21 protein-coding genes and 1 pseudogene are annotated in these 24,741 nt (G+C 68.3%); 11 read left to right on the top strand and 11 right to left on the bottom strand.

The features are described 5' to 3' along the window. Positions 1 to 3: 3 nt before the first annotated feature. From ABSY19_RS15620 to def, 5 genes and pseudogenes are all read right to left on the bottom strand, one after another. Entirely contained in the window at positions 4 to 339 is a 336-nt protein-coding gene (locus tag ABSY19_RS15620; RefSeq protein ID WP_291121731.1) for an AzlD domain-containing protein, read from the bottom strand. Further along, positions 332 to 1,075: an AzlC family ABC transporter permease gene (locus tag ABSY19_RS15615; RefSeq protein WP_382153081.1), complete on the bottom strand. Its 744-nt coding sequence runs from the start codon at positions 1,073 to 1,075 to the stop codon at positions 332 to 334. The genes ABSY19_RS15620 and ABSY19_RS15615 overlap by 8 nt, the downstream gene beginning before the upstream one ends. After that, a pseudogene (gene fmt / locus ABSY19_RS15610) lies at positions 1,075 to 2,054 on the bottom strand (methionyl-tRNA formyltransferase). The gene ABSY19_RS15615 and the pseudogene fmt overlap by 1 nt, the downstream one beginning before the upstream one ends. 39 nt (positions 2,055 to 2,093) lie before the next feature. After that, positions 2,094 to 2,609, bottom strand: coding sequence for a hypothetical protein (locus tag ABSY19_RS15605; protein ID WP_382153078.1), 516 nt, complete (start codon positions 2,607 to 2,609; stop codon positions 2,094 to 2,096). Further along, positions 2,606 to 3,127 (bottom strand): peptide deformylase, encoded by a 522-nt coding sequence (gene def / locus ABSY19_RS15600; protein WP_291121735.1) that lies wholly within the window; start codon positions 3,125 to 3,127, stop codon positions 2,606 to 2,608. Before def ends, ABSY19_RS15605 begins: the two co-directional genes overlap by 4 nt. A gap of 221 nt (positions 3,128 to 3,348) precedes the next feature. Between def and ABSY19_RS15595 the strand changes: the two genes are divergently transcribed. Continuing rightward, positions 3,349 to 4,584, top strand: a complete 1,236-nt coding sequence (locus ABSY19_RS15595; protein ID WP_382153075.1) for a LysM peptidoglycan-binding domain-containing protein — start codon at positions 3,349 to 3,351, stop codon at positions 4,582 to 4,584. 8 nt (positions 4,585 to 4,592) lie between these two features. Continuing rightward, positions 4,593 to 5,699, top strand: a complete 1,107-nt coding sequence (gene dprA / locus ABSY19_RS15590; RefSeq protein ID WP_382153072.1) for a DNA-processing protein DprA — start codon at positions 4,593 to 4,595, stop codon at positions 5,697 to 5,699. Positions 5,700 to 5,715: 16 nt separating this feature from the next. On the opposite strand, the gene ABSY19_RS15585 is transcribed toward dprA, so the two are convergent. From ABSY19_RS15585 to ABSY19_RS15565, 5 genes are all read right to left on the bottom strand, one after another. Continuing rightward, a complete protein-coding gene (locus ABSY19_RS15585) occupies positions 5,716 to 8,112 on the bottom strand; it encodes a DUF1631 family protein (RefSeq protein ID WP_382153069.1) in 2,397 nt (798 codons plus the stop codon). 83 nt (positions 8,113 to 8,195) lie between these two features. Further along, positions 8,196 to 9,149 (bottom strand): protein translocase subunit SecF, encoded by a 954-nt coding sequence (gene secF, locus ABSY19_RS15580; RefSeq protein WP_382153066.1) that lies wholly within the window; start codon positions 9,147 to 9,149, stop codon positions 8,196 to 8,198. 15 nt (positions 9,150 to 9,164) lie between these two features. Next, on the bottom strand, positions 9,165 to 11,039 hold the full coding sequence (secD, locus tag ABSY19_RS15575) for a protein translocase subunit SecD (RefSeq protein ID WP_291121740.1): 1,875 nt from the start codon (positions 11,037 to 11,039) through the stop codon (positions 9,165 to 9,167). A 93-nt stretch (positions 11,040 to 11,132) separates the two neighbouring features. Continuing rightward, positions 11,133 to 11,459, bottom strand: coding sequence for a preprotein translocase subunit YajC (yajC, locus tag ABSY19_RS15570; RefSeq protein WP_291121741.1), 327 nt, complete (start codon positions 11,457 to 11,459; stop codon positions 11,133 to 11,135). A gap of 120 nt (positions 11,460 to 11,579) precedes the next feature. Then, complete coding sequence (locus tag ABSY19_RS15565; protein WP_382153063.1) at positions 11,580 to 15,179, bottom strand: indolepyruvate ferredoxin oxidoreductase family protein; 3,600 nt, start codon at positions 15,177 to 15,179, stop codon at positions 11,580 to 11,582. Positions 15,180 to 15,360: 181 nt separating this feature from the next. Between ABSY19_RS15565 and ABSY19_RS15560 the strand changes: the two genes are divergently transcribed. The 7 genes from ABSY19_RS15560 to ABSY19_RS15530 all read left to right on the top strand — a co-directional run bounded on the left by ABSY19_RS15560 (position 15,361) and on the right by ABSY19_RS15530 (position 21,250). Further along, positions 15,361 to 15,864 (top strand): Lrp/AsnC family transcriptional regulator, encoded by a 504-nt coding sequence (locus ABSY19_RS15560; protein ID WP_382163826.1) that lies wholly within the window; start codon positions 15,361 to 15,363, stop codon positions 15,862 to 15,864. A 207-nt stretch (positions 15,865 to 16,071) separates the two neighbouring features. After that, complete coding sequence (locus tag ABSY19_RS15555) at positions 16,072 to 16,662, top strand: hypothetical protein (RefSeq protein WP_291121743.1); 591 nt, start codon at positions 16,072 to 16,074, stop codon at positions 16,660 to 16,662. A gap of 131 nt (positions 16,663 to 16,793) precedes the next feature. Beyond that, a complete protein-coding gene (locus ABSY19_RS15550) occupies positions 16,794 to 17,453 on the top strand; it encodes a hypothetical protein (RefSeq protein WP_382153060.1) in 660 nt (219 codons plus the stop codon). Further along, positions 17,450 to 17,911: a hypothetical protein gene (locus tag ABSY19_RS15545; protein ID WP_382153057.1), complete on the top strand. Its 462-nt coding sequence runs from the start codon at positions 17,450 to 17,452 to the stop codon at positions 17,909 to 17,911. Before ABSY19_RS15550 ends, ABSY19_RS15545 begins: the two co-directional genes overlap by 4 nt. A gap of 7 nt (positions 17,912 to 17,918) precedes the next feature. Then, positions 17,919 to 18,737, top strand: coding sequence for a hypothetical protein (locus ABSY19_RS15540; RefSeq protein WP_382153054.1), 819 nt, complete (start codon positions 17,919 to 17,921; stop codon positions 18,735 to 18,737). Positions 18,738 to 18,745: 8 nt separating this feature from the next. Then, a complete protein-coding gene (locus tag ABSY19_RS15535; protein ID WP_382153051.1) occupies positions 18,746 to 20,722 on the top strand; it encodes a hypothetical protein in 1,977 nt (658 codons plus the stop codon). A gap of 63 nt (positions 20,723 to 20,785) precedes the next feature. Next, the gene (locus ABSY19_RS15530) at positions 20,786 to 21,250 is read left to right on the top strand and encodes a hypothetical protein (RefSeq protein WP_382153048.1); all 465 of its coding nucleotides are present in this window, start codon (positions 20,786 to 20,788) and stop codon (positions 21,248 to 21,250) included. Positions 21,251 to 21,376: 126 nt separating this feature from the next. Here ABSY19_RS15530 and ABSY19_RS15525 read toward each other — a convergent pair whose 3' ends face one another. After that, positions 21,377 to 21,805, bottom strand: coding sequence for a helix-turn-helix domain-containing protein (locus ABSY19_RS15525; protein ID WP_382153045.1), 429 nt, complete (start codon positions 21,803 to 21,805; stop codon positions 21,377 to 21,379). A 352-nt stretch (positions 21,806 to 22,157) separates the two neighbouring features. Here ABSY19_RS15525 and wbaP point away from each other — a divergent pair, with 352 nt between their 5' ends. Next, positions 22,158 to 23,744 carry an undecaprenyl-phosphate galactose phosphotransferase WbaP gene (gene wbaP / locus ABSY19_RS15520; protein WP_382153042.1) on the top strand — a complete coding sequence of 529 codons (1,587 nt, stop codon included), beginning with the start codon at positions 22,158 to 22,160 and terminating at the stop codon, positions 23,742 to 23,744. Beyond that, positions 23,744 to 24,724, top strand: coding sequence for a GDP-L-fucose synthase family protein (locus ABSY19_RS15515; protein ID WP_382153039.1), 981 nt, complete (start codon positions 23,744 to 23,746; stop codon positions 24,722 to 24,724). Before wbaP ends, ABSY19_RS15515 begins: the two co-directional genes overlap by 1 nt. The last annotated feature ends 17 nt before the right edge of the window (positions 24,725 to 24,741 follow it).

The following is a 24,741-nucleotide window of genomic DNA, read 5'->3' as shown; positions in this document are numbered from 1 at the left end:
GCCTCACCAGCCCAGGCCCAGGCGCAGCGGCAGGTAGACCGCCATGCCGCAGACGATGGTGCCGAGCACGCCGCGCTTCCAGAAGAACCAGGCCATGCCGGCGGCCGCGGCGAACAGGCGCGCGTCCTTCCAGGTGGTGATGAGCGCGCCCTGGTTCATCACGATCTCGGGAACGATCACCGCCGCCAGCGCCGCGATGGGCGCGTACTGCAGGCCGCGCTGGGCCCAGTGCGGCAGGCTCCAGGGCTTGCTGGAGATGAAGAAGAAGCCGCGCGTGATCACGGTGATGCAGCCCAACGCGACGATGGTGAGCAGGGTCCAGGGGTCGAGGTCAAACATGGTGTGCCCCCTGCCCCGGCGCCTGGGGTCTGAATTTCTCGAGCACCAGGCAGATCGCCACCGCGCTCGCGATCGCCACCAGGATGTTGAGCTTGAGCGGAAGCGCCCAGGCCGCGACCGCTGCCGCGCCGGCCACGCCGGCCGAAACGAAGCGCAGCTTCGATGAGGCCAGCGAGCACAGCACGCCCAGCAGCGCAAGGATGCCGGCGAAGCCCAGGCCCCAGGCCACGGGGATCGCGTTGGCCAGAGCAATGCCGGCCAGGCTCGCGCCCATCCAGGCCACGTAGTTCACCGCGCAGTTGCCCATGAGGTAGGCCTGCTGCTGCGCCAGCTCTTCCTCGTTGGTGCCCGGGTGCGGGTAGCGGCGCGCGAAGAACACGTAGCTCAGGTCGCCGGTGATGTAGCCCTTGATCAGGCGCTCCCAGCGCGGCAGGTGCATCAGGTAGGGCCGCAGGTGCGCCGAGAACACGACGAAGCGCAGGTTCACACAGAAAGCCGCCGCCAGGATCACCCACAGCGGCGCGCCCGCGGCGATCATGGGCACGGCGGCGAGTTGCGCGCTGCCGGCGTAGACGATCAGCGTCATGAGCACGGCCTCCAGCGCCGACAGGCCGGACTGCACCATGGCCACACCGGTCATCAGGCCCCAGGCACCGATGCCCATGGCCACCGAGACCTGGTCGCGCACGCCATCCCAGTACTCGGGGCGGTCGCGGTATTCACGACGGTGGAACATCAGGCCGCCTCTTTCGGCGAGGGCGCGGCGTCCAGCACCTGACCGGGTGCGAGCGCAAAACCGCGCAGGAACTCCGCCGCCGCGAGGCGCTTGCCGCCCGCGCGTTGCAGCTCGGTGAGCACCAGCACTCCGCCGCCGGTGGCCACGCGGATGCCACTCCCCTCCACCGCCAGCACCTGGCCGGGCGTGCCCTGCGCCGCTGCGGCCTCGGCGTGCGCGGACCACACCTTGATGGCCTCGCCCGCCAGCGCCGTGGCCGCCCCGGGAAGGGGTTGAACGCGCGGACCCGGCGCGCCAATGTCTCGGCCGGCGCGGTCCAGTCGATCGCGGCCTCGGCCTTTTCGATCTTGTGCGCGTAGGTCACGCCCTCGGCGGGCTGTTTCTCGGCCTTCAGGCCACCACAGGCGGCGATCTCCAGTGCTTCCACGATCAGGCGCCCGCCCAGCGTGGCCAGGCGGTCGTGCAGGCTGCCGGTGGTGTCCTGGGCCTGGATGGGCAGGCGCTCGATCAACAGCATGTCGCCGGTGTCCAGGCCGGCGTCCATCTGCATGATGGTCACGCCGGTCTGCGCGTCGCCCGCCTCGATGGCGCGGTGAATCGGTGCCGCGCCACGCCAGCGGGGCAGCAGCGAGGCGTGGATGTTCAGGCAGCCCAGGCGCGGCGTGTCCAGCACCCACTGGGGAAGGATGAGCCCGTACGCGGCCACCACCATGGCATCCGCCTGCGCGGCCTCGATGGCGTCACGCGCCGCCCGCGCGTCGTCGGGGTACTTGCCGTCCAGCCGCAGGCTGCGCGGCTGCGCCACGGTGATCTGCTGTTCCAGCGCGAGTTGCTTGACAGGCGAGGGCTGCAGTTTCATGCCGCGCCCCGCCGGCCGATCGGGCTGGGTCAGCACCAGTGGCACGCGAAAGCCGGCCGCGAGCAAACGCTCGAGCGCCACACGCGCGAATTCCGGCGTGCCGGCAAAAATGAGGTTCATGAAAAAGGAAAGAGGCCGATGGCGCGACGCCGCGCGGCATCAGGGATGGGACACGGCGTCGACGGGATCGCCGAGCACCTGGTCGTCGGAGAACATCAGCTGCCGCACCACACCCGAGGGGTCCAGGTGCACATGCACCAGGCGCGGCCGCGTGGCTTCCAGGAAGCGGTAGCTCCAGACCTCGCCATCGAAGCGCGCCACGCGCTCCACCATGGCCGGGCGACCCATGCCGCGCAACACGTCTTCGCGCGTCCAGCGGCCGATCTCGATGTGCCGCAGCAGCCAGCCCGCGTCCATCACCTGCTCGTACCGCACCAGGCGGCCATCGGGTCCGAGATCGAGGTTGTGCACCCAGGGGCCCGAGGGCTGACCCGAGTACTGCAGGCGCGTGCCCGCGGGCAGCGTGTGAACCAGCGTCGGCCCGCCCAGCCGGGTCTCGATCTCGCTGCGCGGCGTGCCCGTCGCCACCTGTTCGGGCATCAGTGAACAGCCCGCCAGTGCCAGCGCGCTCACCACGACCAGGCCACGCAGCGAAGAAGCCAGAGAGATGTTCATGCGCGCAATGCCTCTCGTTGAGCCTTGACCAGTTTGGATTTGATGCGATCGCGCTTGAGCGGCGAGAGGTACTCCACAAAGACCTTGCCGAGCAAGTGGTCCATCTCGTGCTGGATGCACACCGCCAGCATGCCCTGGGCATCGATCGTGCGCTCCACACCGTTGCCGTCGAGCGCGCGCACCCGCACGGCGATCGACCGCTCCACGCCGTCGTAGATGCCGGGCACCGACAGGCAGCCCTCTTCGCCCTTGCGCTTCTCCGGGCTGGCCCATTCGATCTCGGGGTTGATCAGCACCAGGCGCTCGTCGCGCGTCTCGCTCACGTCGATCACGATCAGGCGCTCGTGCACATCCACCTGCGTGGCCGCCAGGCCAATGCCATTGGCGTCGTACATGGTCTCGAACATGCGCTCGATCAGCGAGCGGATGCGATCGTCCACCGCCTTGACCGGCTGGGCCACGGTGTGCAGGCGCGGGTCGGGGTAACGCAGGATGGGCAGAAGCGACGGCGAATTCATGAAAATCGGGTGGGTTCGGGACAGGTCCAGGCAGGGGCCTCCATTGTCGCGGGGCGACGGCTGGCGGCAAGCCGGTGACAGGCGGAAGACGATGTCGCTATTTTCGCCACTTTTGCGACGGCGCGTGAAATCCCTCCGCCATATACGTTGCCCAATCAATGGCTTGGGCGCAAAATCAAAAGCGACTTGTCAAGACGCGATCGCCGCTCAGGGGCCACTTCATGCCATTGCAAACCCGCCAGTCCGCCGAATTTTTCTTCTTGCGCCAGCGACGTTCGCTGGTCTGCGCCGCCGCCGTGCTGGCCACCTCGATCACCGGCAGCGCCTTGGCGCAGAACTTCCCGATCACCCCCGGGCAACGCGCCACCGCCGACCAGGTGGCGCAGAACGGCGTGCCACTGTCCGAACTCGCGCCCAATGCGCCCGACAGCTACACCATCAAACGCGGCGACACCCTGTGGGCCATCTCCGGCGTGTTCCTCAAGACGCCTTGGCGCTGGCCCGAGCTCTGGGGCATGAACCGCCAGGACATCCAGAACCCGCACCGCATCTACCCCGGCCAGGTGCTGTACCTGATCAAGTCCGGCGACCGCGCCATCCTCAGCACGCGCCCCGCAGGCAACGGCGACCCGGCCACCGTTCGCGTGTCGCCCCGCACCCGCTACGAAAGCCTCGGTGACTCGGCAGTTCCGCCGGTGTCGCTGCAGGCCATCGAGTCGTTCCTGACCGAACCCATGATCGTGGACGAAGCCACTTTCGCGCGCGCACCGCGCATCGTGGCCACGCAGGAAAACCGCGTGCTGCTCACCCGGGGCGACCGCGCCTATGCGCGCGCCCTGTACGGCGACGGCCCGCAGAACGAACCGCTGCGGGTCGTGGACGGCAAGTCGATCGACTACCGCGTGTTCCGCAACGCCACCCCCCTGCGCGATCCCACCACGAGCGAAATCCTGGGCTACGAAGCCCAGTATCTTGGCAAGGCCCAATTGGTGAGCGGCGAGACCCAGCGCCCGGCCGCCGACGGCAAGGCACCGGCCGAGATCGTGCCGGCCTCCATCGACATCGTCGCGGCCAAGGAAGAGATGCGCATCGGCGACCGGCTGTTGCCCGAACCGGAACGCGAACTCAGCCACTTCGTGCCACGCGCGCCCGACACGCCACAAAGCGGCCAGATCGTCTCGGTGTATGGCAACGCGGTGCGCTATGCGGCCCAGAACCAGGTGGTCTCCATCAACCGCGGCCGCGCGCACGGCATCGAGCGCGGCCATGTGCTGGCGCTGCAGCGCGAAAGCAGCCTGATCACCGACACCACCGACCAGACCCGGCCGCAACTGCGCCTGCCCGGTGAGCGCAACGGCCTGATGATGGTCTTCCGCACCTTCGACAAGGTGTCCTACGCGCTGGTGCTGCAGATCACCGACGGCGTGAAGGTCGGCGACCGCTTCGTCAACCCCTGATCGGCGCGATGCCCCGACCCGAGTTGGCCGCCTGGTTGCGGCTGCTGCTCACGCCAGGCGTGGGCCTCGACTCCGCGCGAAAACTGCTCGCGGCCTTTGGCCTGCCCGAAGCGGCCTTCGCCCAACCGGCCTCGGCCTGGCAGGCGGTCGTCGGGGCCCGCGTGGCGAACGCGCTGAAACAGCCCCCCGAAAACCTCGAGGCGCAGGTGGATCGCACGCAGGCGTGGCTGGCCGACGCCACGGACCGCCACATCCTGACCCTGGGCGATCCGCTCTACCCGCCCGATCTGCTGCAGATGGCCGATCCGCCGGTGCTGTTGTACGTGCTGGGCGACGTGCAGGCCCTGCACCATCCCCGGCGGCTGGCCATCGTGGGCAGCCGCAACCCCACACCCCAAGGCGAAACCAACGCCCGCCAGTTCGCGCAGGCACTCGGGCAGGCCGGGGTCTGCGTGGTCTCGGGCCTGGCCCTGGGCGTGGATGGCGCCGCGCACGATGGCGCGATGCTGGGCGGCGCTCCCACAGTGGCCGTGGTGGGCACCGGGCTGGACCGCGTCTACCCCAAGCGCCACCTGGCCTTGGCCCACCGCATTGGGGCACAGGGCGCCATCGTCAGCGAGTACCCGTTGGGCACCCCACCGCTGCCAGCCCATTTCCCGCAACGCAACCGCATCATCGCCGGCTTGTCGCAAGGCACGCTGGTGGTGGAAGCGGCCGTGCAGTCCGGCTCGCTGATCACCGCGCGGCTGGCGGCGGAGCAGGGTCGCGAGGTGTTTGCGATCCCGGGCTCGATCCATGCGCCGCAATCGCGCGGCTGCCACGCGCTGATCCGCCAGGGCGCCAAGCTGGTCGAGTCGGCGCAGGACATCCTGGAAGACCTGCGCTTCGCCGAACCGGTGCCGCCGGACGACAGCGCCGCGCCGGGCAGCGGCCATGGCGCCAAGGAAGACAGCCTGTTGCGGGCCATGGGCCACGATCCGGTGAGCCTGGATGCCTTGCAGGCCCGCACCGGCCTGGACACGGCGCACCTGCAGGCGCGCCTGCTCGAACTGGAACTGTCGGGAGAGGTGGCCCGCCTGCCAGGCGGGTTGTTGCAACGGCAGGGCCAGGGCTGAGCCCCGGCAGGCCCGCTCAGTTGAGCAGGCGCTCGGGGTTGGCCTCGAGCTTGGCCATCGCGTCGCGCGTGGCGCGCACGGTGAGGGCCTCTTCCTCGCTGGGCACCAGCAGGCCCGCCTGCAGGTAGGACGCCACACGCATCGCCTGGATCAGGAAACAGCGCCCACCGTTGGTCACGAACAGGTAGAGCTGACCACGCTCGCTGCGCCAGGCCAGTTGCACGCTGTTGAGCTTGCCGTTGTGGTCCAGGCCGAACCACGAACCGATCTGCAGCTCCACCGCCCAAGAGCGCATCGCCTCGTTGGGCTGGCTGCCGCCCTGGTTGATCACCTCGATGTTGCTGGCGTCCACGCCGGTGATCATCTCGATGCTCTCGGTGTCCAGATCCAGGTCGCCCACACCGTTGGCCGGCAGGTAGTCTTCCAGGTTGGCCAGCCGATCGGACAGGTTGTCCAGGCTTTCCTGCGAGATGGGTTCGGTGCGCGACATGAAGGCATCGGCCAGCGTGTCGCTCACCGACTTGATGTGCTGGTCCTGCAGCGAGGTCGGGAAACCCAGCAGCCCCATGCCATGGCGCAGGCGCTGCAGCAGGCCGGGCAGTTGCTGGATCACGCGGGCGCGGTCGTTGCGATTGGGCTTGGCGCTGGCCGCCCACAGCAGGTCGGACGCGACCTGCTTGAGCGAGGTCGTCTCTTCGTGCTTCAGGCCGTACTTCACGCTGGCCACGGCCAGCACATCGACCCACACCTTGAACAGGAAATCGCGCACCTCGTCGCGCACCGGCACATCGTCCAGCAGCTTGCGCAACTCGATCGTGTACTGCACCGACAGGGTTTCCTTCTGCTCCACCTGCTGCGCGACGCTCACGAAGCGGCTGGCGCTGCCTTGCTCGCTGAGGTAGGTGGAGAGAAATTTCTGGAACTCGTCGAACACCAGCTGGAACACGCGTCGCCCGGTTTCGGGGTATTGCTCGATCACCTGCACCACGCGCTTGATCTCGGCCTCCAGCGCGGCCGAGCCGACGTTGGACTCGAAGCCCATCACACAGGAGCCCATGCGGTCGATCAGGCGGCGCGCCGGGTGCTGCAGGGCGCTGAAGAACTCGGGCTCGGCCAGCGCAACGCGCAGCACCGGGATCTGCAGCCGCGCGAACCAGACCCGAACGCTCGGCGGAATGCGCTCTTCGGCCAGGATGCTCTGGAACATCAGCGCCACGACCTCGATGGTGGCCTTTTCGGTCGGCGTGCTCGCGGCCTGCTTGAGTTCGGCGGTGCGCTGGCGCAAGGAGGTCGCGACCCGCTCCACATGCGAGGCGTCCACATACACCGCGCCCCCACCCGAGGAGCCGGACACGTAGAGACCCGCGGCCACGCTGGGCGACGCCACCTGATGCTGGATCGCCTGCTGCAGACGGGGCGAGGGCGGCAACAGCTGTGTGGCCTCGAAATCGCCACCGACGCGGTCGATCAGCATGCGCTTGAGGCGTCCGACCACGCCCTGCGCCCGCATGCGCGCCCGCGCCAGCGGAGACGTGCCCGTCATGAGCCGGGTTTCATCGTGCACACCCATGCCGGACGATGGCGCGCCCGCGCGGCCAGCACCGAAGTTCGATCCCGGCCCCATGCCGGACACACCGCCAGGCGCGGAGGCGGGCATGGACGCCGGCCCGCCGGCCATCCGCTGTCCCGCCGTCATCGAGCGCGGCGCGGTGGTGGCCGCCGCCGACGCGTCGCGGCGCACCACCGGCCCTTCGCTGCGGCTGCCCGGCACCCGCTTGACCAAGGCCTGCAGGTCGATTTCCTTCATCACCCCGCTGGCCACCAGAAACTCGTTCGCGGCCTTGTAGGCCTCATGCAGCTTGGTGGCCATGACCGGCGCCAGCGCGTCCTGCACCAGCACCCAGGCCTCCCGCGTCATGTGAGCGTCCAGCCACTGGTCCACCAGGATGCGGGCGGTGACGTCGGGCAACAGCACGTCGCCCCGAGGCAGCTCCAGCCGGCCTTCCAGGTGCTGGATGCGCAGGCGCAATTCGTTGAGTTCGGTGGACGACTTGTCGAGCACCTGCATGGCCAGGCGCGAGGCCAGGATCTGGTCGTCGATCGCGCCTTCGGCCACCAGCTCCAGCTGGCCCGAGACGCTGGTGGGACTGCCGGAGTTGGAGAAGCGCGGCAGCAGCGAGCGCTGCAGCGCCTTGCGGCTCTGGTTGAGCCAGGTGGTCTGGTTTTTCTGGAACCCGGTCCATGCGTCGCGACGGGCCTGCATGTCGCGCGCCGAGCCGGCCTGATCGAGGATCGAGGTCAGCCGCGTGTCACAGACCTTGACCCATTCGGGAAGCGCCCGTCCCACATGAACCACGAAGAGTTCACGTGCCTGTTTGGCCAGGGATGAAACGTGCTGATCGGGCGGCGACACAATGTGTGCAGTATGACACGATTGGATTCATCCACAGGCGCCACGCGCGCGAGGCGCGCTGTATAAGGCGCGCGCTTTCGCGCTTAAACGACAGCACCGGCGTTCGGGTCGTCCGGATCGCCTTCGGTCTTGCTGCTGGTCTTGACCAGGTCTTCGCGCTTGATGCCCAGCCACATCGCCATGGCAGCTCCCACGAACACCGACGAGTAGATGCCGAAGCAGATGCCGATGGTCAGGGCCAGGGCGAAATAGAACAGCGTGGGGCCGCCGAACACCAGCATGGACAGCACCATGGCCTGCGTGGACCCGTGGGTGATGATGGTGCGGCTGATGGTGGAGGTGATCGCGTGGTCGATCACCTGCTGCGTGTTCATCTTGCGCTGGCGCCGGAAGGTCTCGCGGATGCGGTCGAAGATCACCACCGACTCGTTGACCGAATAGCCCAGCACCGCGAGCACCGCCGCCAGCACGGCCAGCGAGAACTCCCACTGGAAGAAGGCGAAGAAGCCCAGGATGATGACCACGTCGTGCAGGTTGGCCACGATGGCCGAGACCGCATACTTCCATTCGAAACGGAACGCCAAGTAGATCATGATGCCCACGATCACCAGCCCCAGCGCCAGCAGGCCGCTGGTCACCAGTTCCTGGCCCACCTGCGGGCCAACGAACTCGGTGCGGCGCAGTTCCACAGCGGGGTTCTGCGCCTTGAGGGCTGCAAGCACGATCTCGCTCTGCTGGCTGGAGGTCTTGCCCGCCTGCACCGGCAGGCGCAGCAGCACGTCGCGCGAGGTGCCGAAGTTCTGCACCGGCACATCGGCGTACCCCAGCGATTCGATGACCTTGCGCACCGAGGTGAGGTCGGCCGGCTGTTCGTAGGCCACCTCCATGACGGTGCCGCCCGTGAACTCGACCGACAGGTGCAGGCCGCGCGTGGTCAGGAAGAACACGGCGGCGATGAAGGTGAGGAAGGAGATCGCGTTGAGCAACAACGCGTTCTTCATGAACGGGATGTCGCGGCGGATGCGGAAGAATTCCATGGCGTGAGGTCCTGATCAGTCGGCCTTGGCCGTGGCGTTCTGGGCGTCGGGACGCCAGACGGTCCCGATGGAAACGGTCTTGAGCTTCTTCTGACGGCCGTACCAGAGGTTGACCACGCCGCGCGAGAAGAACACCGACGAGAACATGCTGGTGAGGATGCCCAGGCAGTGCACGACGGCGAAGCCGCGCACCGGACCGGAGCCGAAGATCAGCAGCGCGATGCCCGCGATCAGCGAGGTGACGTTGGAGTCCAGGATGGTGGACCATGCGTGGTCGTAGCCCGCGTTGATGGCCATCTGCGGCGAAGCGCCCCGGCGCAGTTCCTCGCGCACGCGCTCGTTGATCAGCACGTTGGAATCGATCGCCATGCCCAGAGCCAGCGCCATGGCGGCGATGCCGGGCAGGGTCAGGGTGGCCTGCAGCATGGACAGCAGCGACACCAGCAGCAGCACGTTGAAGCCCAGCGCGATGCTGGAGAACACGCCGAACAGGGCGTAGTAGATGCACATGAACACCACGATCGCGATGAAGCCCCACAGCACGCTGTGGAAACCCTTGGTGATGTTCTCGGCACCGAGGCTCGGGCCGATGGTGCGCTCTTCGATGATTTCCATCGGCGCGGCCAGCGAACCGGCGCGCAGCAGCAGCGCAGTGTCGTTGGCTTCCACGGTGGTCATGGCGCCCGAGATCTGGACCCGGCCACCGCCGATTTCGCCGCGGATCACGGGCGCGGTGACGACCTCGCCACGGCCCTTCTCGAACAGAATGATGGCCATGCGCTTGCCGACGTTCTCGCGCGTGACGTCGCGGAACACGCGCGCGCCCTTCGCGTCCAGCGTGAGGTGCACGGCCGCTTCCTGGGTCTGGCTGTCGAAGCCGGCCTGGGCATCGGTGAGGTTCTCGCCAGTCAGCAGCACCTCGCGCTTGACGACCACCGACTGGCCGCCGCGCTCCGGATAACGCTCGGCACCGAACGGCACCGGCCCGGTGCCGCGCGCGGCCGCCTGGGCTTCCATGCTCTCGTCCACCATGCGCACTTCCAGCGTGGCGGTGCGGCCCAGGATGTCCTTGGCCTTGGCCGTGTCCTGCACACCCGGCAGTTGCACGACGATGCGGTCGGCGCCCTGCTGCTGGATCACCGGCTCGGCCACGCCGAGTTCGTTGATCCGGTTGTGCAGCGTGGTGATGTTCTGCTTGAGCGCCTGTTCCTGCACGCGTCGCGCGGCTTCGGGACTGATGGTGCCCACCAGCCGGAAATCGGCCGTCTCGGTGACCTGCAGGTCGGCGAACTGGGTGCGGATCAGGTCGCGTGCCGCGCCCAGGGTCTGGGCGTCACCGGCGCGCAGCTCGATGGTCTGGCCGCTGCGGTTGATGCCGCCATGCCTCAGGCCCTTTTCGCGCAGCAGGGTGCGCAGGTCGGTGGCGAGCACGTCGGCGCGCCGCTGCAGGGCGGCCTGCATGTCCACCTGCAGCATGAAGTGCACGCCCCCGCGCAGGTCCAGGCCCAGGTACATGGGCGAGGCGCCCAGGGAAGCGAGCCAGGCCGGTGTGCGGGGCAGCAGGTTGAGGGCCACCACATAGCTGGCATCGGCCGGATCCGGGTTGAGCGCTTTCTCCAGGGCATCGCGCGCCTTGAGCTGGTCATCGGTGCTGTCGAAGCGGGCCTTGACCGAATTGGCATCGAGCTGGATGCGCGTGCTCTGCACGTTCTGCGCCGCCAGCGCCTGCTCCACCCGAATGACCGTGCTGGGCTCGATGCGCACCGTGGACCGGGCCGCCGAGACCTGCACGGCGGGCGACTCCCCGAACAGGTTGGGCAGCGCATAAAGCGCACTGATCAGCAGGGCGACCAGGATGATCGCGTACTTCCACAGCGGGTAACGGTTCATGGTGAAGCCGGGCCTGAGGCCTGGAGTTGTTCAGCGGAGGCGAAAGCGCATTTCAAGGGCCCGGTCCGACACAGCGGCGCCGGGCCGGCTTGCTCAGACGCTCTTGATCGTGCCCTTGGGCAGCACCTGCACGACGGCGGTGCGTTGCATCTGGACTTCCATGCCGTCGGCAAGTTCCACGCCCACATAAATCTCGCCGATCTTGGACACCTTGCCCAGGAAACCACCGGCGGTGACGACTTCATCGCCCTTGGCCAGGGCCGAGACCATGGCCTTGTGCTCTTTCTGGCGCTTCATCTGGGGGCGGATCATCACGAAGTACAGCACCACGAACATCAGCACCAGGGGCAGCATGCCCAGCAGGGTGGATTGGGTGTCGCCAGCGGCAGCGGCTTGGGCGTAAGCGGAGGAAATGAACACGGGAGGTCTCCAACAGGTTCGGGGTCAGGACAACGCCAAAGGCCCGGGGCCGCCTGGATGAGGCGACGCCGGGCACTCCGGACTCAACCGGCGATTGTATGCCGGGGGTGGTTCCGCGGATCAGGCGGCGCGGGCCAGGTTCGGCGCCGCTTCGGGCTGGCGCCATTGCTGCAGCAGGCCCTCCCGGCGGCTGCGCGCGGCGGCGAGGTGGCGCTCCTTCACATGGCCAAAGCCCTTGATCTGCTCGGGAAGGCGCGCGATCTCCACCGCCAGGGCGTGGTTCGTGCTGGTCAGGCCGGTCAGCAGAGCCTCGACATCGGAGCGGTACTGCCCGATCAGGGCCCGCTCGGTGCGGCGCTCTTCGGTGCGGCCGAAGATGTCCAGCGAGGTGCCACGCAGGCCCTTGAAACGCGCCAGCAGCTTGAACACCTTGAACATGAAGGGGCCGAACGGCTGCTTGACCAGCTCGCCCCGCTCGTTCTTCTTGGCGATCAGCGGTGGGGCCAGGTGCACCTTGAGCTTGTAGTCGCCTTCGAACTGGCTGGCCAGGCGGGCGTGGAACGCCGGGTCGCTGTGCAGGCGGGCGACCTCGTACTCGTCCTTGTAGGCCATGAGCTTGAACAGGTTGCGCGCCACGGCTTCGGTCAGCGTGGTCTTGCCCAGCGAGGCTTCCGACGCGCGCACGCGGTTCACGAAGTGCCGGTACTGGTCGGCGTAGCCGGCGTTCTGGTAGCCGGTGAGGAAGTCGACGCGGCGGGCGATCAGGTCGTCGAGCGAGTCGCGTTTCTTGAACTGGATCACCTGCTCGCCCGCCCCGGCCTTCTGCCACAGCGCGGCCACGGCCTGCAGGTCGTGCGCGGCGCGGCGGCCCCATTCGAAGGCCGCCTTGTTCTTGTCGATCTGCACCGCGTTGAGTTCGATGGCGCGCATCAGCGAAGCCAGTTCCAGCGGCAGCCAGCCCTTCTGCCAGGCGTAGCCCAGCATCATGGGGTTGGTGTACAGGCTGTCGCCCATCAGGCGCGTGGCCGCCGTCTCGGCGTCGAACGTGCCCACCGCATCGGCCCCCAGGCTGTGCACCAGCGCGTCCACACAGGCCTGCGCCGGGTTCTGCCAGTCGGGGTTCTTGACGAAGGCCGCGGTGGGCGTGGCGTTCACATTGAGCGCCACGTGCGTGCGGCCGGCGCGCAGGCGGGCCCAGGTTTCCTTGTTCGCGCTGACGATCGGGTCACAGCCCAGGATCAGGTCGGCCGACGCGGCCGACACGCGGGTGGTGCGGATGTCGTCCTGCCGTGCGCCGATGAGCACATGGCTCCAGGTCGCGCCGCCCTTCTGCGCCAGACCCGCCGCGTCCTGCGTCACGATGCCCTTGCCTTCCAGGTGCGCGGCAACACCCAGCAGCTGGCCGATGGTGATGACACCGGTGCCGCCCACGCCGGCGACGATGATGCCCCAGGCCTCCGCGTCCAGGGTGGGCAGCACGGGCAGCGGCAACGCGCCACCGGTCCATTCGAGCTTGGCTCCGCCTTTTTCCTTCTTGCGCAACTGGCCGCCTTCGACGGTGACGAAGCTCGGGCAGAAGCCCTTCACGCAGGAATAGTCCTTGTTGCAGGTGCTCTGGTTGATGGTGCGTTTGCGGCCGAATTCGGTCTCCAGCGGCTCGACGGACAGGCAGTTGGACTGCACGCCGCAGTCGCCGCAGCCTTCGCACACCAGCTCGTTGATCACCACGCGCTTGTCCGGGTCGACCAGGGTGCCGCGCTTGCGGCGACGGCGCTTCTCGGTGGCGCAGGTCTGGTCGTAGATGATGACCGTGGTGCCCTTGATCTCGCGGAACTCGCGCTGCACGGCATCGAGCGTGTCGCGGTGCTGGATCGCGATGCCCTCGGGCAGGCCCTTCACACTGTCGTACTTCTCGGGTTCGTCGGTGACGATGGTGATCTTCACCGCGCCTTCGGCGCGCATGCTCTGCGCGATCTGGACCACGCTGTGGCCTTCAGGGCGCTCGCCCACCTGCTGGCCGCCGGTCATGGCCACGGCGTCGTTGTAGAGGATCTTGTAGGTGATGTTCACACCGGCCGCGATGCTCTGGCGCACCGCCAGCAGGCCGCTGTGGAAGTAGGTGCCGTCGCCCAGGTTGGCGAACATGTGCTGGTCGTGGCTGAACGGCTGCTGGCCGACCCAGGGCACGCCTTCGCCGCCCATCTGGGTGAAGCCCACGGTGGCGCGGTCCATCCAGATCGTCATGAAGTGGCAGCCGATGCCGGCCATGGCGCGCGAGCCCTCGGGCACGCGCGTGCTGGTGTTGTGCGGGCAGCCCGAGCAGAACCAGGGCTGGCGCTCGGCGCCGGCCACGCCCTGCGTGAGCAGGGTCTGCATCGACTGCTCCTGCGCCGTCAGGATGGCGAGCTGGGCATCGATGCGCGCCATCACGTCCTCAGGGACGCCGCCGATCTTCTTGAGGCGCTTGGCCACGGCGCGCGCGATGATGGCCGGCGAGAGGTCGGCGTTGGCGCGCAGCAGGGTGCGCGCGCTGGGGTTGGGCATGCTCCATTCGCCACCGCTGAAATCGCCCTCGACCTCGTCGAACTTGCCCAGCACGTTCGGGCGCACGTCGGGGCGCCAGTTGTAGAGCTCTTCCTTGAGCTGGTACTCGATGACCTGGCGCTTCTCTTCCACCACCAGGATCTCGCGCAGGCCGGTGGCGAACTCGCGCGTGGTCTGCGCCTCCAGCGGCCAGACCACCGACACCTTGTGCAGGCGCAGGCCGATGCGGCGGCAGGTCTCGTCGTCCAGCCCCAGGTCCAGCAGGGCCTGGCGCGTGTCGTTGTAGGCCTTGCCGCTGGCGATCAGGCCGAAGCGGTCGTTCGGCCCGGCGATCACGTTGTGGTTGAGCTTGTTGGCGCGCACATAGGCCAGCGCGGCGTACCACTTGTAGTCGAACAGGCGGGCTTCCTGGTCGAGCGCGTGGTCGGGCCAGCGGATGTGCAGGCCACCGGGGGCCATCTCGAACTCGGGAATGACGATGTTCACGCGCCCGGGATCGATTTCGGCCGTGGCGCTGGATTCGACGATCTCCTGGATCGTCTTCATGCCGGCCCACACGCCGCTGAAGCGGCTCATGGCCAGGGCGTGCAGGCCCAGGTCCAGGATGTCCTGCACCGAGGTCGGAAAGAACACCGGCAGGCCGCAGGCCTTGAAGATGTGGTCGCTCTGGTGCGCGGCGGTGGAGCTCTTGGCCACGTGGTCGTCGCCGGCCACGGCGATCACGCCGCCCCAGGGCGTGGTACCCGCCATGTTGGCGTGCTTGAAGACGTCGGAGCAGCGGTCCACGCCCGGGCCCTTGCCGTACCAGATGCCGAACACGCCGTCGAAGCGGTTGCTGCCCGCTGGCGCGAAGCCCAGTTGCTGGGTGCCCCAGAGCGCGGTGGCGGCCAGTTCCTCGTTCACCCCGGGCTGGAACACGATGTTCTGCGCCTTCAGGTACGGCGCCGCCTTCTGCAGGGCCTGGTCGTAGCCCCCCAGCGGCGAACCCCGGTAACCGCTGATGAAGCCCGCGGTGTTCTTGCCCAGCAAGGCGTCTCGCTGGCGCTGCAGCATGGGCAGCTTCACCAGCGCCTGCACGCCGCTCATGAAGGCGCGACCGTGATCGAGTGCGTATTTGTCGTCGAGGGTGACCGTCTCGAGCGCGCGGCGGATGTGGTCGGGCAGGGGGGCGTTCATCGGCTTGTCTCCGTGGGGGATGGGGGCCTGCTTCGTGGGCGGGTCGTGAACGGGGTGTGCAACGGGTAGATGCACGCCTCCAGTGTGGCGCACAGTGTATGCCCCAGTGCGCGATAGGTGTTTGCGTTTCATGCCTGTTTTCACGATGATCGAGAAAGATTCATTCTCAAAACAGGTCATCATGGAAACACTCGATAAGTTTGACATCGCCATCCTGCAAGAACTTCAAAGCGACGGCCGCCTCACCAACGCCGAGCTGGCGCAGCGCGTGGGCCTGTCGGCCGCGCCGTGCTGGCGGCGCGTGCGGGCGCTCGAGGAGTCGGGCTTCATTCGGGGCTACCGCGCCGAGATCGACCGCGAAAAAATCGGCCTGGGCGTGCTGGCCTTCGTGCGCCTGGACGCCGACCGCAACAGCGGCGACGTCACGCGCACCCTGGAAAACGCGATCCGCCGCATCCCCGAGGTGGTGTCCTGTCACTACATCAGCGGCTCCGGCACCTTTGAGCTGCAGGTGGTCAGCCGCGACCTGAACCACTTCAGCCAGTTTGCCCGGGAGGTCCTGCTCAACCTGCCCAACGTAAAGGACCTGCACACCAGCTTCTCCCTGGGCGAGGTGAAGTCCGGCAGTGCACTTCCGTTGCAGCACCTGGCAACCAGAAGTACGAACACGGCAAAAGGTGTGTGAACTTGAGCACTTTTTTCGCCGCTCGTCTTCGTTTTTTTACCGTTGGTTAACAAAGTCGCCGTAAGTGCTTGAAAAGTGTGAATTTTTTCCTCGTTCACATATTGATCCGCGAAGTGACTTTACGTAACATCCGCCCATCACCCACCCGTGGGCCGCGTACCTAAAAGTGCTCAGACCCCACTTCTGCACCGTCCTGAAGGAAACGTCGTGAAAAAAGCCCTGTTGCTCCAATCCGCCCTGGCGCTGGCCCTGGCCACCCCGCTGATGGCTTCGGCCGAATCCCAGCTCGTCACCGGCGCGGGCAGCGCGGTGGCCCGCCTGGACTTCCGCGTGACGATTCCCCGGGTGCTGTTCCTGGCCGTGGGCACCGGTGCCGGCGCTTTCGCGACCAACACCACGATCGACACCGTGACCTTCGACTACACCAGCAACCCGGCCGCCGTCGGCACGGGTGCGACCGCCGGCGCGGTCACCGGCAACGTGGTGCCGGTCCGCGTGGTGGGCAACAACGGCCAGGTCACCCTGGCCGCGTCCACCACCGGCGCGCTGACCAACGGCACGGCCGACACCATTCCCTGGTCCGAGATCTCGGCCACCAGCAACCTGGCCGCGCTGCCCAGCCCGGCCATTCCGAACACCGGCGCGGGCGCGGCCTCCAACGTCACGCTGTCCTCGGGCACCAAGATCACCGACCGCACGGCCAACTGGACCTTCAGCTACGCCAACTCGGCCGTGGTGGCACCCGGCACCTACGGCACGACCAACGGCCGCGTGACCTACACCGCCTCCATGCCCTGAGTCTGCGCAGCAGACCTTCAGAGGGCGGCCCCACCGCCGCCATCGGCCTCCCGGAGGGCTTGCCCCGTGCAACCCTCCGTCGCCATTTCAGGCGCCAAGCTTTTTCGGACAGCCACGGTCAGCCAGACACCATGAAGCGCACGACAACCCGATCCAGCCAGGCCCGCCTCGCGGCGGCCGCCGGCCTGGCTTTGTTGTGTCTGGCGGAAATGGCCGCCGCGCACGCCTGGTCGCTGACGATCACCTCCGGCAGCCGCCGCCTGTTCCTGCACGTGGGCAACGGCGCCATGAGCGGCACCAGCGGCACCTTGAATGGCACGGCCGGCACCAGCGGGCCCGTCAACCTGGTGCAGGTCACGGTGCCGGCGGCGCAGCTGGGCAATGGCACGGACCTGGCCATGACCAGCGACAGCACGCAGTCCACCAGCCTGTACGCCGACGGCTACACCACCTGCCCCACGCCCGCCAGCCAGGTCATGGTGGGTGCCGGCTACCGCCGAAACAGCGGCTCGGCCAACGCCACACTCACCGTCTCCTCGCCCACCAGCCTGACCAACGCGGGCGGCGACACCATTCCCTTCACCGAGATCAGCTGGACCGTGTCGGCCCCGGGCAGCGGCGCGCCCAACGTGATCCCGGCCGGCACCTTCAACGGCGGCACGCAGACGCTGGCGACGGTCCCGGGCAACACGTATTTCGAGAACTGCCACTCTTACGTCTACGCCAACAACGCGGTGCGGGCAGCCGGCACCTACAACGGCCGGGTGACCTACACCCTGAGCAGCCCATGACGGCTTTCCGACGCTTCGCCCTGGCGACGCTGTGCGGCCTGCTGACCAGTACCGCCTGGGCCAACCCGCACCGCCTGGACGACTCGCTGAGCCACACGGTGCCACCCAACGTGCAGATGCAGTGGCTGCCCCTGAAATCGGGCCAGCCCTTCGCGGGCGGCATGGAGGCCTGGCTGCGCGTCAACATCCGCATCGACACGCGCGACTGGATCGGGCGCAGCGGGCGCATCTACATGGTGCTGCCGCGCGACGAGGCCTCCACCGTGGAAGCGGTCTGGACCACCCGGGGCCGCCTGCAGGCGGGCCGGCTGGTGTCGGGCGAGCGCGCGCTGGTGCATGCCGGCCCGATCACCACCCCCACGCTGGAAGACCAGTTGCAGGTGCGCCTGCGCTCGAACGCCGACTGGCAGTCGAACAGCCGCCGCCTGAATTTCCATTTCGAACTGGATGCCGACTGATTCCGCCATGCGCCCTGCATTCCTGAGCCTCTTTCGCCGCCCCGCCCTCGCGCTGGGCGCCATCGCCCTGGCCAGCGCCTCCCACGGCGCGTTCGCGCAGGGCTTCGCGGCCTACATCACGCCCCCGCGCTTCGAGGTGCAGGTCGCGCCCGGTCAGAACCTGCGCCAGGTGGTGGAGATCCAGCATGTGGGGCAGCAAAAAGGCAACTACCGCATCTACACCAACGACTGGGCCTTCCTGCCCGACAACTCGGTGGCCTTCAGCGACGCGCTCGCCGCCGACAGCTGCCGGCCCTGGGTCGCGGTCGAGCGGCGCGAACTGACGATCGAGCCTGGCGCGCGCTACCGCTACCGCTTCGAGATCGCGCCCCCGCCGGGCACGCCGGCGCGCGAGTGCCGCTTCGCGCTGATGATCGAGGGCCTGGAGCCCGCGCGCGTGCAGGGCGACCTCAATTTCCCCGTGGGTGGCCGCATCGGCGTGATCGTGTACGCCACCATCGGCGACGCCGCCCCGAAGCTGGAGATCACCGGCACCCGCGTGGCCCAGGTGGATGGCCAGCCCAGCGCCGTGGTCGAGGTGCGCAACCTGGGCAACGCCCACGGTCGCCTCGAAGGTTTCGTCAACGGCACCGACGCCAGCGGCGCGCGCTTCGAGATGGCGCCGGCCGACCTGCCCATCCTGCCGGGCGAGACGCGGCGCATCGCGATCACGCCGGTCGCCGAGAACGGCAAACCCACGCCCACGGTGCGCTTTCCGCTGACGGTCAAGGGCAACCTCGAATGGGGCAAGAACCGCCTGCCGCTGGACGCGAGCTTCGCTCCATGAGGGGGCTGGTGCCGCGCCCGTCCCATTGCCTGCTGGCGCTCCTGGGTGCATCAACCCCCTGGCTGGCGGCCTGGGCGCAGAGCGCGGCCCCACCTCCCCCCTCCCCCACCAGCGCACCCGCCTACCAAGACCGGGTGATCGAGGGCCTGCCGCCCGAACCGGCGGAGGACGCCGAGGCCTATGCCTACGACCGCCAGGGCTGGCCGCGTTTTCTGCGCCTGGAGACCCGCCTGGGCACCCAGCCCTTCGACGCGGCGCGCAAGACCCGCATCGGCTATGGCATCTACGGCCTGCTGGAGACGCCCAACCACGGCTCCCTCTCCATCGACGGCACCTACGCGCCCAGCGACAGCAGCGGCACGCTCACGCTGCGCCAGCGCGCGATGCCGCTCTCCGGCGGCTGGCTGATGAGCAACGAGCTGGGCGTGATCAACCCGCCCACGCCCGGCATCCTGCGCCTGCCCGCGCGCATCTACCTGCCTTCGGCCATCGTGCAGGGCATCAGCACCGAGTGGGAGAACCCCGGTGCCGGTCTGCAGCTGCAGGCCAGCACCGGGGAGCCCGGCCGGCTGGACTTCCTCCCGGCCAACGGCTTTCGCAAGCTGCCGGGCCAGCGCACCTCGTTCGGCGGCCAGTGGCGCCTCAACGCGGACGGTGCGAACCCCCTGTCCCACCAAGGCTGGACGCTCGCCCTGCAGCACGAGGACGCGCGCAAGGTCTCCAACCTGGACGTGCCGCTGCAGACCAGCGACATCGTCGACGCCAACTCCACCTTGCTGGCGCTGCGGCACGAAGGTGCCGAGCACCGCATCCAGGGCCAGGTGCTGCGCACCCAGGCCAACAACCTGAACGGCGCGCGCACCGGCTTCTGGGTCGACGGCGAATGGGACGACGGCCCGCGCCGGCACGGCCTGGGCGCCTACCGGCTCGAGCAGGACCTGAGCTGGGCCAATCTGCCGCTGGCCAACGACCTCGTGGGCGCCTACGCGCGCACCAGCTGGCGCACGCGCCAGTGGTCGGCCGAGGGCTCGGTGGACTGGCTGGATTCGATCAGCGGGCGCAGCGGCAGCGGTTTCTTCGCCACCGGCTCGGCGCGCTGGCGCCTCAACCGCGACCACACCGTGGGCGCCGGCACCACGGTGCGCCGCTTCGACGGCGACGCCTGGAGCAGCTACGGCGACTGGCGCTTCCAGAACGGCTGGGGCAACAGCGGCCTGCGCCTGGAGTTCGTGCACAGCGACAACGAGGCCCACTCGCGCTGGCTGACCTGGGACCAGGAATGGCTGGTGCCGCAGAGCTGGGCCGTCTCCACCAGCCTGGGCACCGGCCGATACGACGCCTACCAGGGCCGCCCCCGGGAATCGGTCTGGAGCGCCGCGCTCAGCGTGTCCGCGCCGATCACGAACAAGGCCAGCCTGCGCGGCAACCTCAACACCGAACACAGCAACACCGGGCAGTCGCGCCACAGTCTCAACCTGGGCGGCCACTGGCGCATCGACCCGCGCTGGAGCGTGGAGGCCAACTACAACCGCTCCACCGGCCGCAGCCGCTTCAATCCCTCGCTGGACCCGCTGGCGCCGCCGCTGGCCATCGTGATCCCCGAGTCGGACCGCTCCTTCTACGCCGTGCTGCGCTACGAGCTCGAAGCCGGCAGCCGCAGCGTGCCGCTGGGCGGCCGGGCCAGCGACGGCGGCGGCCGCATCGTCGGTACGGTGTACTTCGACGCCAACCGCAGCGGCACGCAGGAAGCCAGCGAACAGGGCGTGCCCAACGTCACCGTCTACCTGGACAACCGCTACGCCGTGCGCACCGACAGCCAGGGCCGTTTCGAATTCCCCTTCGTGGCCGGCGGCCCGCGCACCGTGAGCGTGCGCGGCGAGACGCTGCCACTGCCCTGGAACGTGGTGGACCAGGGCCAGGCCAAGGTCGACGTGCGCCTGCGGGAAAGCGCCTCCGTCAGCATTCCGGTGCAGCGCAGCGAATAAGCGGGGGATATCCCCTTCTTATCTTGGGATTCAAGTTCCCGGAATGGGGGCCGATAGTGGGTCATGCCCTCCCACCGCCTCCTCTCCGCACTGGCCGCCAGTGCCCTGATGCTGGTCCCCGCGACCAGCATCGGCGAGAGCGTGCTGGCGCACCAGGGCCAGGCCGGCGCCTCGCTGGACTTCCGCATCATCATCCCGCCCATCATGCGGGTGCTGGAAAACAGCCACCCCCAGCTGCTCGACACCGCCGGCGGCGAGGCCAGCGCCGAACAGCGCCTGGTGGTGATGTCCAACATGAAACGGGGCTTCTGCGTCTCGCTGCGGCGCGCCGCGCCCCAACTCGGCACCTGGGAGCTGCAAACCGCCCCACAAAGCGGCGTCCAGCTCAGCCCGGTGGCCGACGGCTACCGGCTCTGCGGCACTCGCCCGGGGCAATACACCGTGCTGCTGCAGCACCGCTTCGGCACCGGCGACAGCCGAGTCAACGCGCTTCACTGGCCGGTGCAGACCGACATCTCGGCCATTTAACCGTTCGTCGTGGCCGCTGGTCCACGAAAACGGGTTTCGGGATGTAAACCCCTCATCCGCGCGCAAACGGCCATTCAGCAGGCCAATTGCTGCACTGCGCCATTTTGGTCTGCACTTATGACTTGATCACTCCGCCGCGTGCGGTTTGATGCCGTTGCGCTGCCACACCCGGCGGATGGTGGTGGCGCCCAGGCCCAGGTACGAGGCCAGCGTGCGCGTGCTCCACTGCGCGGCTTCGGCCGGTTGTTCGTGCAGCGTCGTGCTCACGATATGCGACTCGAGCGCCGACGTCACGCTCGGTGTGCGCCCCGAACGTGGCGCGTCCTGCAGCAGGACCTCGAGGCCGCCCTCGATGAAGCGCCGCCGCCACAAGGCCACCTGCCGCCGATCGAGCTTGACCTCGTCCGCAATGTCCTTGTTCTGCCACCCTTGCGCCGCCAGCAGGATGACGCTGGCGCGCTGCTTCACGCGGGCCTCGACCCGCCGTCCCTGGGCCAGCGTGCGCAAGGCACGCTCGGTTTTCGCATCCAGCTCGATCGCTTCGGCCACTCGCATCGCTTCACCTCCTGGCGCATTGTGAGTCCGCTCAAGAACATAAGTTCCATCAATTAAGGCGCACACCCCTCGCACGGCACCTGACCTCGCATCGAAGCAAGGTTCAGTCCTACACAAGCCTCGTGGCTTAACTCAAAGCTCGTTACATCTCGCGCTTTTTCGTGGCCTAAAAAGAAAAGGCGAACGCAGCGCTGCATGCCTGCGAACCGTCAACGAACCCAGGGAGTGCACCTATGCCGTGCTTCAGCCACCCGTTATTCCTGTGCGCCGCGCGCGCTTTCCGAGTGCATTCCATGCACCGGCATGGGGCCCCGCCATCGGCCCGTTCCATCTTCAGCGGGCGCTGACTGACATGGCCCGCGCGCGCACCCATCCCCGGGAGAGGCCGTCACCCTCGCCCGCGCCCACCGAAGCCGGCCCGGGCGTCGTCGTCCCGCTCTACAACGAACACGACCTCGCCCGCAGCCTGCTCCCCTGGGCCGATCTCGCGCGGCGCCAGCAGAAGGTCAAGGCCTGGCTGGTGCTCACCGATCTGTGCGTGCTCGCGTTGTGCTTCGTGGCGGGCCGCCTGCCCGCGTGGCTGCGCGACGAGATCAGCCTCTCGCAGGCCATGAACGTGTGGTGGGCCGCCAATGGCCACCTGCGCCTCACGCTGTTCGCCGCGGTCGCGCTGACCATGGTGAGCTGGATGTGGACCGTGCAGGGCCACTACTCGGCGCACCGCCGCAAACCCTGGTGGGACGAGACCCGTCAGCTGATCCAGGTGATCGTGCTCGCGGCCTTGCTCGATGCCATGGTCATCTACCTCGCCAAGTGGCCGCTCTCGCGCCTGTGGACCGGCGCCACCTGGGGCCTGGTGCTCGTCCTGCTGCCGCTGTCGCGCCTGGCCGTGCGCCACGGGTTGCTGCGCGCCGGCCTGCTCGCGCAGCCCTATGTGCTCATCGGCCACCCCGACGATGTGGAAAAGGCCGCCGCCGCCCTGGCCAGCGAGCCGCTGCTGGGCTACAAGCCGGTGGCCGTGGTCTGTCCCGACCCCGGCGCGCGGCTGGTCCAGCTCGGCGGTGGGCAGACGGCCGCCCCCACCGCGCTGACCCCGGGCGTGCGCGAGTTCCTCGCCCGGCCCGGGCCCCACCAGCTGGTGGGCGTGCTCGGCATCCGGGACAACAACTGGCTGCGCGAACTCGCCGAGGAACTCATGCTCACGCGCGACGACCTCGTCATGGTGCCCGCGCTCGGCGGCCTGCCCATCTACGGCATGGAGGTCTCGCACTTCTTCAGCCACGACGTGCTGCTGCTGCGCGCGCGCAACAACCTCAACCGGCGCGGTCCGCAGGTGCTCAAGCGCGCGCTCGACATCGTGGGCGCCGCCGCCCTGCTGGTGCTGCTCGCGCCGCTCTTTGCCTGGGTCGCCTGGCGCATCAAGCGCGACGACGCGGGCCCCGCCTTCTTTGTGCAGAAGCGCGTGGGCGTGGACGGCCAGCTGTTCGACTTCATCAAGTTCCGCAGCATGGTGATGGACGCCGACGGCGCCCTGGAGCGCTGGAAAACCGAGAATCAAAAACTCTACGTGCAGTACCTGGCCAGCAACTTCAAGCTCGCCAACGACCCGCGCATCACCAAGATCGGCCGCCTGATCCGCCGCACCAGCATCGACGAGCTGCCCCAGCTCATCAACGTGCTGCGCGGCGACATGAGCCTGGTCGGCCCGCGCCCGCTGCTGGCGCGCGAACTGGACGAGTACGGCAAGAGCATCGCCGCCTACGGCAAGGCCCGCCCCGGCATCACCGGCCTGTGGCAGATCAGCGGCCGCAGCACCAGCACGTTCCAGCACCGCATCAACATGGACCTCTGGTACGTGCGCAACTGGTCGCTCTGGTACGACCTCGTGATCATGCTGCGCACCGTGCGCGTGGTCCTCAGACAAGAAGGAGCCTGCTGATGAACACCCCTGACACCATTTACGTCGCCGGTCACCGCGGCATGGTCGGATCGGCCATCGTGCGGCAGCTGCGCGCGGCCGGCCATCCCGCCAGCCACATCGTCACGCGCACACACGCCGAACTCAACCTGACCGACCAGGCCGCCGTGCGCGCCTTCTTCGCGCGCACCAAACCGCAACAGGTCTACCTCGCCGCGGCCAAGGTCGGTGGCATCCACGCCAACAGCGTGTTCCCCGCCGACTTCATCTACCAGAACCTCATGATCGCGGCCAACGTGATCGAGGCCGCCTTCTGCAACGGCGTGCGCAAGCTGCTGTTCCTCGGCTCGAGCTGCATCTACCCCAAGCTCGCGCCGCAGCCCATGAGCGAGCACGCCCTGCTCACCGCGCCGCTGGAAGCCACCAACGAGCCCTACGCCGTGGCCAAGATCGCCGGCATCAAGCTCTGCGAAAGCTACAACCGCCAGTTCGGCGCCAGCCACGGCGTGGACTACCGCAGCGTCATGCCCACCAACCTCTATGGCCCGGGCGACAACTACCACCCCGAGAACAGCCACGTCATCCCCGCGCTGATCCGCCGCTTCCACCAGGCCCGGATGGCGGGCACGCCCGAGGTCGCCATCTGGGGCAGCGGCAAGCCGATGCGCGAGTTCCTCTACGTCGACGACATGGCCGCCGCCTGCGTGCACGTGATGAACCTGGCCAAGGCCGACTACGAGCAGCACACCCAGCCCATGCTCAGCCACATCAACGTGGGCTCCGGGTCGGACCTGACCATCGCCGAGCTCGCGCACAGCGTGGCCCGCATCACCGGCTTCGAGGGCGGCATCCGCTTCGATGCCAGCAAGCCCGACGGCACGCCCCGCAAGCTGATGGACAGCAGCCGCCTGCACAGCCTGGGCTGGCAGGCCAAGGTCGATCTCCCCGCCGGCCTGGCCCTCACGTACCAGGACTTCCTGCAGCACGCCGCCGCCCACTGACCTTCGCGAGCCCAACA

It is taken from the genome of Hydrogenophaga sp. ANAO-22, from assembly GCF_042466645.1.
Taxonomy (GTDB): domain Bacteria; phylum Pseudomonadota; class Gammaproteobacteria; order Burkholderiales; family Burkholderiaceae_C; genus Hydrogenophaga.
This window is presented reverse-complemented; position numbering and strand designations above follow the sequence as displayed.